This is a genomic window from Corynebacterium sp. HMSC070E08, assembly GCF_001808895.1.
Taxonomy (GTDB): domain Bacteria; phylum Actinomycetota; class Actinomycetes; order Mycobacteriales; family Mycobacteriaceae; genus Corynebacterium; species Corynebacterium hiratae.
Genome location: NZ_KV794760.1, coordinates 38620 through 50656, shown reverse-complemented (window position 1 = coordinate 50656; position 12037 = coordinate 38620). Strand labels below are relative to the sequence as shown.

Annotated in this window: 5 protein-coding genes; all 5 read left to right on the top strand. The window is 65.9% G+C overall.

The annotated features are described in order from the left end of the window. Positions 1-19 precede the first annotated feature (19 nt). Positions 20-190, top strand: coding sequence for a hypothetical protein (locus HMPREF2526_RS13385; protein ID WP_168163154.1), 171 nt, complete (start codon positions 20-22; stop codon positions 188-190). A gap of 5 nt (positions 191-195) precedes the next feature. Beyond that, a complete protein-coding gene (locus HMPREF2526_RS06835) occupies positions 196-9102 on the top strand; it encodes a type I polyketide synthase (protein WP_070546616.1) in 8907 nt (2968 codons plus the stop codon). Positions 9103-9199: 97 nt separating this feature from the next. After that, on the top strand, positions 9200-10195 hold the full coding sequence (locus HMPREF2526_RS06830) for a substrate-binding domain-containing protein (RefSeq protein WP_070546614.1): 996 nt from the start codon (positions 9200-9202) through the stop codon (positions 10193-10195). Further along, positions 10192-11250 (top strand): ABC transporter permease, encoded by a 1059-nt coding sequence (locus HMPREF2526_RS06825; protein WP_070546612.1) that lies wholly within the window; start codon positions 10192-10194, stop codon positions 11248-11250. The genes HMPREF2526_RS06830 and HMPREF2526_RS06825 overlap by 4 nt, the downstream gene beginning before the upstream one ends. A gap of 2 nt (positions 11251-11252) precedes the next feature. Next, positions 11253-12005, top strand: a complete 753-nt coding sequence (locus tag HMPREF2526_RS06820) for an ATP-binding cassette domain-containing protein (RefSeq protein ID WP_046647351.1) — start codon at positions 11253-11255, stop codon at positions 12003-12005. Positions 12006-12037 lie beyond the last annotated feature (32 nt).

Sequence of the window (12037 nt, the reverse complement as noted above, 5' to 3'; positions counted from 1 at the left end):
GGTAGAATCGGCACACGGTATGAGTATCGATATGTTCTTTGACGACTACCTCGCCGAGCGCGGCCTTACGCGCTCGGCGGAGGTCATCCCGGATCACGCCTGCCAGGTCTTTTGCGGTATGCCGGAGCCGACATCGCATCCTTCCCTCGATGAGGCCGCGCAGCTTGTTGCGCGCACTTTGGGGGAGTAGCGCAGGTGTCTGATTTCCACGTCTCTGTGCCTTTGTCCGCGCGCCTAGACGCCGAGCTTTTCGCACTCTTTTTCTCCGGGCAAGGCTATGCCTGGCTGCCGACGCTGCGCAGTGCCCTCGCTGCCGGCGTGCGACCGCAACTGGCTGAGTACCTCGCCGAGGCAGAAGAACTCCTCGCTCCGCTGGAGGACGAGCTTGTGCCCGCCGCGCCACGCGGTTTTGACCCTCTGGCCTGGGCGGACGAGGAGCCTGCGTGGGCGCACGCGCTTGCCGACGCCTCGCTTTCCACCCCCGGCATTCTCACCGCTCAGCTGGCCGTACTCGAATGCTTGCGCGCGCACGGAGTAGAACTCGACGACGCCGTCACCAGCATTGGTCACTCCCAAGGCGTACTCGCCGCAGCGGTGGTGGAGAAGCGCATGAGACCAGCGGAGGCCCTGGCGCTGGCACGCCTCATCGGTGCAGCCATGACGACTACCGCGCGCAGCGCTGGGCTCATACGCACCCCGCAGGGCGCGCCCATGGCGGCGGTGACGGGCGCGACGAGACAGCAACTGCGCGAAGTCGGAGCACACATCGGGCTCGACAACGGCCGTGGGCGCTTCGTCATCGTCGGAACACCGGCTGAGCTTTCCCGGGTGAAGGCCGTGCTGCAGGAGAGCTCGGCCCTTACAGAAGGAGCGGAAAAAGAGTCAGCCGCCGTCGTTGTCACCGACCTTGAGGTTTCAGCCGCATTCCACCATCCCACCATGCAGTGTGCGGTGGATCAGGTAGAAAGCTGGGCGGGGCGAATTGGCTTGGAGCCAGAGTCCACCGCGCAGCTCGCGCGCGCAGTGCTCACGGACTACGTGGACTGGCCCGAGCGCATTGACTCGGCGCTCGAAGCCGGGGCTCGCTGGATATTAGAAGTGGGGCCTTCCCGCGGGGTGGAGCCGTTGACGCGGGACATTGTTGCTGGACGCAGCGTGGGCACGCTTGCCATAGGGGCAGCGGAGGGACTGGCCCAGCTCGTGGAGCCGGGCCGCGCACCGTCTCTGCCCCGCGCGTGGTCCGAGTGGACACCGCGCGTTGAAAACGGGCGTCTGGCGACTGCCTTTACACGGGCCACCGGCTACTCACCAGTCATGCTCCCCGGGATGACCCCCACCACGGTGGACCCAGGCATCGTAGCCGCAGCCGCCAATGCCGGGCACTGGGCGGAGCTGGCCGGCGGGGGACAGCACACCGATGGCATCCTGAAGGAGAACCTGCATACCCTGGGCCGGATGCTGCAGCCCGGGGTGAATGCCCAGTTCAACGCGCTGTACCTCGCGGCTTCCCAGTGGCGTCGCCAGATCGAGGGGCCGAACTCGATTCTGCGAGCACGCGCAGCAGGAGCACCCATCAACGGAGTGGTGATTTCCGCTGGCATTCCGCCCGTGGAGGAGGCCGTGGAGCTGGTGGAGAAGCTCCACGCCAAGAACATCCCCTGGGTCGCCTTCAAACCGGGAACTTCGGCGCAGGTGGAGGAGGTACTCCGTATTGCCGATGCTCTCCCCGAGACCACCATCATCATGCAACTGGAAGGTAGCGCGGCCGGTGGCCACCACTCCTTAGAAGGTCTCGATGAGGTCCTCGTTGCTACTTACGCGCGGATCCGTGAGCGCGACAATATTCTCCTCGCCGTTGGCGGGGGAATCGGCACCCCGGCGCGTGGCGCGGAGTACCTGCTTGGTACGTGGGCGCAGCGCTTCGGCCTGCCCGCAGCCCCCGTCGATGCCATCATGGTGGGCACCGCTGCCATGGCGGCGAGAGAATCCACCGCATCCGAGCCGGTAAAACAGGCGCTCGTTGCCGCGCACAGTAGGGGTGTTGTGTCGGGCCGCTCGGACCTGGGTGCGGACATCCATGAGCTGGACAATTCCTTTGCCCGCGCCGGGCGCCTCCTCGATGAGGTGGCCGGCGATGCCGCGGCCGTGGAAGCACACCGCGCGGAGATCATTGAAGCCATCGGGCGCACGTGCAAGCCCTACTTCGGCGACCTCGATGAGATGTCCTATTCCGAGTGGCTGCAGCGCTACCTCGAGCTGTCCTACCTGGATGGCTGGGTCGATGAATCCTGGTTAAGCCGATTCACGCGCATGGCGGCTCGCGCCGAATCCCGACTTCACCCGACCGATCACGGCGAGATTGCGCTATGCGTTGAGGTTGACCGCGAGAACCCGGCTGAGGCAATTGCTCAGCTAACCGAAATCTACGGTGACGCCGCGCTGCACCCGACCGATGCCGCGTGGTTCATTCAGCTCGTGGATGGACCGGGCAAACCCGCAAACTTTGTGCCGGTCATTGATTCCGACGTACGCCGCCGCTGGCGCCGCGACACCTTGTGGCAGGCTCACGATGAGCATTACGAGGCCGACGAGGTCTGCATCATCCCCGGCACGGCGGCTGTTGAGGGAATCGAGCAGGCCAACGAACCGGTGGCACAGATACTAGGCCGCTTCGAGCAGGCGGCGCTTGCGCTTCTCGACGACTCCAGCGAGGAGCCTGTCTTAAGTAATGAAGAGCTCATCCGCCGAGCCCCGGGCCTAAATTGGGCGGGGCGCGAGCAGCCCAACCCCCTGCGTCTTGGGCTTGATGGGGCCGAGCTGGACACTGCGGTCGACGACACCATGTGGTTGACCGTTCCTTTTCACTCCGGAGCTGAGCTGCGCGTTCGCATCACTCCGCCGCGCGTTCCGGGTGCCTCACCACTCGTTAAGGTCGAGGATGCTGAATCCGCCATGCGGGATCTGCTGCGCCAGGCCCTCGGCGGTGACCTACCTGAGGTTGATTCGGGGGCCGCAACAATCAGCGCTCACCTCAGCGCCACCGACATTGCCCACTATGGTGCGGTGACGAGCGGGGAAATGAGCGCTGCTGTCTCGCCCGATATCCTCGTTGGCCGCGCCTGGCCGGCGCTCTTCGCCGTCCTGGCCAGTGCCCACACAGAGTCCGGGGAGCCGGTGGTGGAGGGCTTCCTTGACCTCGTCCACCTTGAGCATTCGCTGAGCCTCAAGTCAGACACCTGGGAGCTGCTTCGCAGCAGCGCCGCCCTGGGCTGCGAGCCCTTGGCACTGAACTACACCGCAGCACTGAAAGACGTTCGCGATACGCCCTCGGGGCGCCTCATCGACGTGAGCGTTGCTGTCGCCGCCGCGGTAGGCGGCGGCGAGCGCGAATTTGCGCAGTTGCACGAGCGCTTCCTTATTACCGGGCGGCGCGGTGATGCCCCGCTCGAGACCGCGGGCGCCACAGCTCAAGGCTCGCAAGAAAACAGCGCAGAGCCGTCCTTCCGTGAGACACCGCGCTCCTTCCGCCACCGCACCAGCGCTGTGGCACCGGAATCCTTGCGCCCCTTCGCCGTGGTCACGGGGGATAGGAACCCCATCCACCTGTCATCGAACGCAGCGGCATTGGCGGGGCACCGTGAAGGCCCCATCGTCCACGGCATGTGGACCTCGGCGCTGGCGCAAGCAGCCGCGGCTTTCGACGGCGCTCGCGTTCTCGAGTGGTCCGCTACCTGGCTTGCACCCGTGCTGCCGGGCAGTGAGGTGGAGTTCGAGGTGGAACGGGTGGGCGTCGACAAGCGCGGCGGCTACGGCGAGGTCCGCAGCGTGACCGCCACCAGCCAGGGCGTTCCGGTGCTGCAAGCGCGAGCGACGATGAGCAGTCCCACCACCTTCTACGCCTTCCCCGGCCAAGGCATTCAATCCCCGGGGATGGGGATGAAGGACTATGCGGAGTCCGCAGCGGCGCGCGCCGTGTGGGAGCGTGCGGACCAGCACACGCGGCAAGGCTTGGGCTTTTCCATCCTGGAGATCGTCCGCCACAACCCCGACACCGTGGTGGTGGATGGTGAGACCTTCACCCACCCGGAAGGCGTGCTTTATCTGACGCAGTTCACGCAGGTGGCCATGGCGACGCTCGGCTGCGCACAGATCGCGGCACTCAAGGAATCCGGGGTCCTCGAGCACGGTGCTTTCTTCGCGGGCCACTCGGTGGGCGAGTACAACGCCCTAGCCGCTTATGCCGAGGTCCTGTCCTTGGAGGCGGTCCTGGACATTGTTTATGTCCGCGGCCTGACCATGCACCGTCTGGTCGAGCGCGATTCCGCAGGCCAGTCGCTCTATGGTTTGGCGGCGCTGCGCCCGCACAAGATGGGGATGAGCGCGAGCGAGGCCTTCGCCCATGTCGCCCGTGTGGCCGCAGAGACCGGCGAGTTCCTTGAGGTGGTCAACCACAATATTGCCGGGCGCCAATACGCGGTCGCCGGGACGAAGGCGGGGCTGGATGCGCTGGCGAGCGACGCCGAGCGGCGCGCCCCTGGGCAACGTGCCGTCATCCCCATCCCGGGGATTGACGTGCCCTTCCACTCCTCCCGCTTAGTGGGCGGCGTGGCGGATTTCCGCGCGCACCTCGACGCACTCATCCCTGAAGAGACCAACCTCGACGTGCTGGTGGGGCGCTATATTCCTAACCTCGTAGCGCGGCCCTTCGCGCTGAGCCGCGAGTTCGTGGAGTCCATCGCAGAAGTGGTGGACTCGGAGCCTATCGCAGAGATCCTGGCGGACTTCGATGGTGCCATGGCGAGCCCGGCGCGTCTTGGTCGAACCCTGCTTATCGAGCTTTTGGCCTGGCAGTTTGCCTCCCCGGTGCGCTGGATAGAGACCCAGGACCTGCTCCTTGGTCAGCTCGGCGTGGAGCGTTTCATCGAGGTTGGCGTTGGCACCGCGCCCACGCTGACCAACATGTTGGGCCAAACCCTGCGGCTTCCCCAGTATGCGGGCAGCACAAACATCGAGGTGCTCAACTACGAGCGCGACCGCGGGCGAGTCTTTGCCGAAGACGCCGAGCCGGTACCCGAGTCAGCAGCGCAGGGTTCTGCAAACACCGTCGAAGCACAGATGGAAGAGCCTGAGTCGAGGCAGCCATCCGAGAGCGCACACCAGCAAGAAACAGTGCACGCCCCGCGCGAGGAGGCCCCAGCCGCCGTCGAGGATCTTCCGCTCAGCGTGCACCAGGCTCTTGAGATGCTCATTGCGCTGTGGACGAAGGTCCGCCCCGATCAGATGGCCGCGACCGATTCCATCGAAACCCTCGTGGAAGGAGTGTCCTCCCGCCGCAACCAGCTGCTCGTTGACCTCGGCGTGGAGTTTGGTATCAGCGCCATCGAGAATGCCGCGGACGCACCCATCCCGCAGCTGGCGGAGAGCGTGGCGCAGCGCGCGCCGGGCTACGCAACGTTTGGGGAGGTCCTCGCGGAGCACGTCGCGCAGGCTCTCACCCGGCTGACCGGGCCCGCGGGCAAGAAACCGAGCTACGTGGCCGAGCGCGTGAGCAGTACCTGGGGATTGGGCCCGGGCTGGGCCGATCGCGCTATTACACAGCTGGTCCTGGGCACGCGCGAAGGATCCTCGCTGCGCGGCGGAGAGCTGGCTAGTCTGCCCATGACCGGCGTGGCATCGGCGGCTGAGCTCGATGCGCTCATCGACGCCGCCGTGCGCGCCGCCGGCGAGCGCGAAGGAGTCTCGCTGCACAAGGCCGTAGCAGCAACGCCACACGAGACCGTGGACCCGGAGGCGGTGCGCACTTATACCGAGCGCCTTGAAGCGGCGCTGGAGGACTCCGCCCGCGCGGCACTCGCCGCCTTGGGGCGCGAGGAGGCCCCGACTGAGCAGGTTGAGGACACCGTGCACACGGAGCTGGAGCAGCTCGTTGCAGCGGAGCTCGGCCCGGACTGGCAGCAGCGCGTCGCCCCCGCTTTTGATGCTCGCAAGGCAGTGCTTCTCGATGACCGCTGGGCCAGCGCCCGCGAGGACATCGCCCGCGCGGCGGCTGCCGGGGAAGCAGAACCCGAGCTGGACGTGCTGGGCGCCGGCGAGGAGGTTGCGCTCCTGGCCGAGCACTTCGGCTATGAGGACCTAGCCCGCGATGCCCGCACCCCGGCCGACGGGTTGCTCTTCGACGGGCAGGTGGCTGTGGTGACGGGTGGCTCGCCAGGTTCGATTGCCGCCGAGCTCATCGGCGAGCTGCTCGCGGAAGGAGCGACCGTGATTGCGACGACCTCCCAGCTAAGCCACGAGCGCTTGGAGATTTATAAGGAGCTCTATCGCAGCCGTGCCGTCGGCGCGGCAGCACTGTGGGTGGTTCCAGCGAACCTTAATTCCTTCGCGGACGTGGATGCGCTCGTGGAATGGATTGCGGCGGAGCACACCGCCACCGTAGGTGGCGAGTCCGTGCAACTGAAGCCGGCCTACGTGCCGGACCTGCTCTTGCCCTTCGCCGCGCCGCGCGTTACCGGTACCCTCCAGGATGCCGGTGCGGGGGCGGAGTCCCAGATGCGTCTGCTGCTGTGGTCGGTAGAAAAACTCATTGCGGCGCTCTCCGCCGTGGGCGCGGATACCCACGTGGGCCACCGGTTACACGTGGTGCTGCCGGGCTCACCCAACCGCGGGCGCTTCGGCGGCGATGGCGCATATGGCGAGGCTAAGGCCGCCCTCGATGCCTTGGTCAACCGCTGGTCTTCCGAGCAATCCAGCTGGGGAGCGCGCACCTCGCTGGTACACGCCCACATCGGGTGGGTGCGCGGCACCGGCCTGATGGGCGGCAACGATCCGCTGGTTGCGCAGGTGGAGGCCCGCGGCGTGCGGACCTTCTCGGCGAAGGAGATGGCGGTGCAGCTTCTCGACGCCACCGCCTCCCCCGACATCCGCGCCCAGGCGGCGTCCTCACCGCTGAGCGTTGACCTCACTGGCGGGCTGGCCGAGGCCGAGCTAGACCTAGCCGCGCTTGCCCGGGATTCACAGTCAGAGGATGCAGATGCATCGAGCGCAGCTGCTAGATCGGGCGAAGAGAAGGCTCCGCGAACGGCGAAGGCCCTGCCGAATGTGTTGAAGCCTGCAAAGTGGACCAGCCCCGACTTCAGTGGGGTAACGCAGACTCTCGAGGACATGGTGGTCATCGTCGGCGCGGGCGAGCTGGGCCCGCTGGGCTCATCGCGCACTCGCTATGAGGCGGAGGTCGGCGGAGACCTGTCCGCCGCCGGAGTGCTGGAGCTGGCGTGGAGCCGCGGGCTCATCAGGTGGGATGAGCGCACGGCCGGCTGGCTGACAGTCGAAGGGGAGGAGATAGCGGAGGAAGACGTCTACGCGCGCTTCCACGACGAGGTCCTCGCCGGGATTGGCGTGCGCCGCTTCCACGATGACTTCGGCCCGCACCTGCCTATGGTGGATAACCTCGCGCCCGAGCTGACCACCATCTACTTGGAGAAGCCGCTGAGCTTCACCGTGGGGGATGAGGCGACAGCGCGCAGTTTCGTCGATAGCTGCGAGGGAGCCACGCTGCGCCGCGTCGATGGCGCGACAGGTGAGGTCGAATGGCAGGTCACCCGGCCCGCCGGCTCCGCGGTGCGGGTTCCGCGGCGCGTGGCCATGACCCGCTTTGTCGGCGGCCAGATACCGCAGGGCTTCGACCCACAGGTCTACGGCATCCCCGCGGACATGGTGGATAACCTCGACCGCCTCGCCCTGTGGAACTTGGTGTGCACCGTGGATGCCTTCCTCTCCGCAGGCTTTAGCCCGGCCGAGCTCTTGGCCCACGTCCACCCGGCGCGTGTGAGCTCCACCCAGGGAACCGGCATGGCGGGCCAGGAGGCGTTGCGCTCGCTGTACGTCGATAAGCTGTTGGGCCAGCCGCGCCCCAATGACATCCTGCAGGAAGCGCTGCCCAACGTCATTGCCGCGCACGTGATGCAGTCCTATGTCGGCGGCTATGGCCAGATGGTGCACCCCGTGGCCGCCTGTGCCACGGCGGCGGTGTCGGTGGAGGAGGGCGTCGACAAGCTGCGCCTGCACAAGGCCGATTTCGTGGTGGCCGGAGGCGTTGACGCCCTGTCCATCGAGGGGATTACCGGCTTTGGTGACATGGCGGCCACGGCCGATAGTGCCGAGATGGCGGCGAAGGGGATTGAGCACCGCTTCTTCTCCCGCGCTAACGACCGCCGCCGCGCCGGCTTCGTGGAATCCGAAGGCGGTGGAACCATCCTGCTTGCGCGGGGAACCTTTGCGGCACAGATGGGGCTGCCGGTCCTCGGCGTGGTGGGCTTTGCCGAGTCCTTCGCCGACGGCGCGCACACCTCCATCCCCGCGCCGGGCATGGGTGCACTCTCAGCAGCGCGGGGCGGCACAAACTCCCGCCTGGCCCGCTCGCTGAAGGCCCTCGGCGTGGGCGCGGACGATATTGCGGTGGTGTCGAAGCACGATACGTCCACCAACGCCAACGACCCCAACGAATCTGACCTGCACGAGCGCATCGCCGCAGCCCTCGGCCGCAGCCCCGGCAACCCGCTGTATGTGGTTTCGCAGAAGAGCCTGACCGGGCACGCCAAGGGCGGTGCCGCAGCCTTCCAGCTCGTCGGTCTGACTCAGGCGCTGCGTAGTGGAGTCCTCCCACCGAACCGTTCGCTCGACTGCGTCGACCCCGCGCTGCGCCGCCACCCGCACCTGGTGTGGCTGCGCCAACCGTTGGACCTGCGCCGCACCCCGCCGAAGGCCGGCTTGGTGACCTCGCTGGGCTTCGGTCACGTATCCGCCCTCATTGCGCTCGTGCACCCCGGTGCGTTTTATGCCGCGCTGGTGCGTGAGCGGGGTGAGGTCGAGGCCGAAGCCTGGCGCTCAGCCGCTACCGATCGCGAGCGGCGTGGTCTGCGGCGCCTGGAAAAAGCCATGCGCGATGGAACAGCGCTGTACGAGCGGCCGGTGAACCGAAACCTGGGGGAGGGCACAGCCGCCGAGGTAGCAGAACGCGAAGCCGCAGTGCTGCTGAGCGAGTCCGCGCGCTTGCGCGGAGGCACCCTGGATCCGGAGGGAGGAAACACAACACAACGGGGGTAGCGGGCGCTAGAGTATCCCCAGCGTGCACCCTCTGGAACGATAAAGAAGCAGGTCAGACGGGTTGGAGAAGTCCCCCAATCTGGGGCACCATGCAAGGGTGAATAAAGCTAAGAAGCCACTACTAGGCCTTATTTCGGTAGCCGCTGCCACCCTTCTTGCCGCCTGCTCCGCCACCGGTGGTGCTCCCCGTCCCGAAGCTGACGGTGAGCTAGCCGGTGGCGTCGACACCGAGCGTCTTGTCGTCGCCATGATTTCCCACGGCGCGCCGGGAGATACGTACTGGGACCTCGTGCGCAAAGGTGCGGAGGATGCCGCCCGCAAGGACAACATCGAGCTGCGCTACTCCTCCGACCCGGAAGCGCCCAACCAGGCTAACTTGGTGCAGTCCGCCATCGATTCCGGCGTGGACGGCATCGCCGTGACCATGCCTAACTCTGGGGCGATTGGCCCTGTGGCCAAGAAAGCTGCGGATTCCGGCATCCCCACCGTGGGGCTTAACGCCGGCATGGATGATTACCAGAAGTACGGCATGAGCGCCTTCTTCGGCCAAGAGGAAAAGGTCGCCGGCACCAAGGCCGGTGAGCGCCTCAAGGACGATGGCGCCAAGCACGTTCTGTGCGTCATCCACGAGCAAGGCAACTCTTCTCAGGAGTCGCGCTGCGCCGGCGTGAAGGACGGCCTGGACAACGGCAAGGTGGAGATCCTCTACGTCAACGGCAAGGATCTGACCTCCGCGCAGTCCACCATTAACGCGAAGCTGAGCCAGGATCCTTCCATCGATTGGATCATGGCGCTGCAGGCCTCCGTGGCTATGCGCTCCGCCGACGCGGTTGCCGACGCCTCCTCCAAGGCCAAGGTCTCCACGTTCGACACCAACGCCGAGCTTGTCGGAGCCATCGCGGACAACCGCATCGAGTGGGCCGTCGATCAGCAGCCCTATATGCAGGGCTACCTCGCCGTGGACTCGCTGTGGTTGGCACACCGCAACGGTTCCACGATGGGCGGCGGCCGCCCCGTGTACACCGGTCCCTCCTTCGTGGATTCCACCAACGTGGACATCATCTCCGAATCCGCTAAGGCAGGTCTGCGATGAGCGACAGCGCTACTGCATCAGACGAGGCGCTATCTAGCCCCTCCGATACCCGCCTGACCCGCCGCAGCGGCTTCGCGCGGCTCATCCGCCGCCCAGAGCTAGCCAGCTTGCTCGGCGCGGTGGTCATCTTCGTCCTCTTCATGATCGTGGCGCCCGCCTTCCGCTCAGTGGAGGCCTTCTCCACGGTGCTCTACGCCAGCTCCACGCTGGGCATTGTGGCCCTAGCGGTGGGCCTGCTCATGATTGGTAATGAGTTTGATCTATCCTCCGGCGTAGCGGTGACCTCCGCGGCGCTCGTGGCCACCATGCTCAACTACAACTTCCACCTAAACTCGTGGGTGGGCGTGGGGCTGTCCCTCATCACCGCACTGGCCATCGGTGCGCTCAACGGCTTCCTCGTGGTGCGCACCAAGATCGATTCCTTCCTTATTACGCTGGCGGCATTCCTCATGCTGCAGGGCCTCAACCTGGCGATTACCAAGCTGGTCACCGGCCAGGTTGCCACCCCGACTATCTCGGACATGGAAGGCTTCGGCTCTGCTCGCGTCATTTTTTCCGGCACCATCCACATCGGCAGCTTGAGTATCCGCGCCACCGTTATCTGGTGGATCCTCTTCGTCGCCATCGCCTCGTGGGTGCTCTACAAGACGCGCTGGGGTAACTGGATCTTCGCCGTTGGTGGCGACGATGAAGCCGCCCGCGCCGTCGGCGTTCCCGTGCGCCGCGTCAAGGTGGCGCTGTTCATGCTCGTCGGCTTCGCGGCGTGGTTCGTGGGCATGCACACCCTCTTTGCCTTCGACTCCATCCAGGCCGGCCAGGGCATTGGTAACGAGTTCCTCTACATCATCGCCGCGGTCATCGGCGGTTGTTCCATGACCGGCGGGCGCGGTACTGCGGTGGGCACCGCCATCGGCGCGCTTATCTTCGGCATGACCAACCAGGGCATCGTGTACGCCGGCTGGAACCCCGACTGGTTCAAGTTCTTCCTCGGCGCCATGCTGCTCTTCGCCGTGCTCACGAACACCTCGGTGGCTAACTTTACGAGGAAGCGATAACCATGATTGAGCTGCACGATATTTCCCAAACCTTCGGCAACTTCCACGCCCTGCGCGGTATCAACCTCAGCGTCAAGGAAGGCGCAGTGACCTGCGTGCTGGGTGATAACGGCGCGGGCAAGTCCACGCTGATCAAGATCCTCGCCGGCCTCAACCAGCCCACGGGCGGCACCATCACCGTCGATGGGGAAGAGGTGAACTTCGCCAGCCCCCGCGATTCCCTTGATGCCGGAATTGCCACCGTGTACCAGGATTTGGCGCTGGTGCCCTCGCTATCGGTGTGGCGCAACTTTTTCTTGGGCCAGGAACTCACCGGGGCGCTGGGGAGCTTGCGCGAGGAAGAGATGAAGCGCATTACGCATGACCAGCTGGCCGAAATGGGCATTGAGCTTGGCGACGTCTCCGTGGAACTCTCTGCCCTCTCCGGTGGCCAGCGCCAAGTAGTCGCCATTGCTCGCGCCATCTACTTCGGCGCGCGCTACATCATCTTGGACGAGCCGACCGCCGCTCTTGGTGTGAAGCAGTCGGGCATGGTGCTGCGCTTTATCGACGCCGCCCGCGAACGCGGCATGGGCGTGGTGTTCATTACGCACAACCCGCAGCACGCCTACCTTGTGGGCGATCATTTCATCGTGCTCACGGTGGGGCAGATGTCGCTGGATGCCTCCAAGGAAGAGGTCACGCTGCCGGAGCTGACCCAGTGGATGGCCGGCGGCGACGAGCTGGAGGAGCTCAAACAGGAGCTGGCGCGCTAGGCCACAGTAGGCGCAACTAAGCTGGCCTGCAT

What these genes read in the sequence shown, in the direction of transcription:
- HMPREF2526_RS13385 (WP_168163154.1), top strand. Translation starts at nt 20, where the DNA reads ATGAGTATCGATATGTTCTTTGACGACTACCTCGCCGAGCGCGGCCTT.
- HMPREF2526_RS06825 (WP_070546612.1), top strand. Translation starts at nt 10,192, where the DNA reads ATGAGCGACAGCGCTACTGCATCAGACGAGGCGCTATCTAGCCCCTCC.
- HMPREF2526_RS06820 (WP_046647351.1), top strand. Translation starts at nt 11,253, where the DNA reads ATGATTGAGCTGCACGATATTTCCCAAACCTTCGGCAACTTCCACGCC.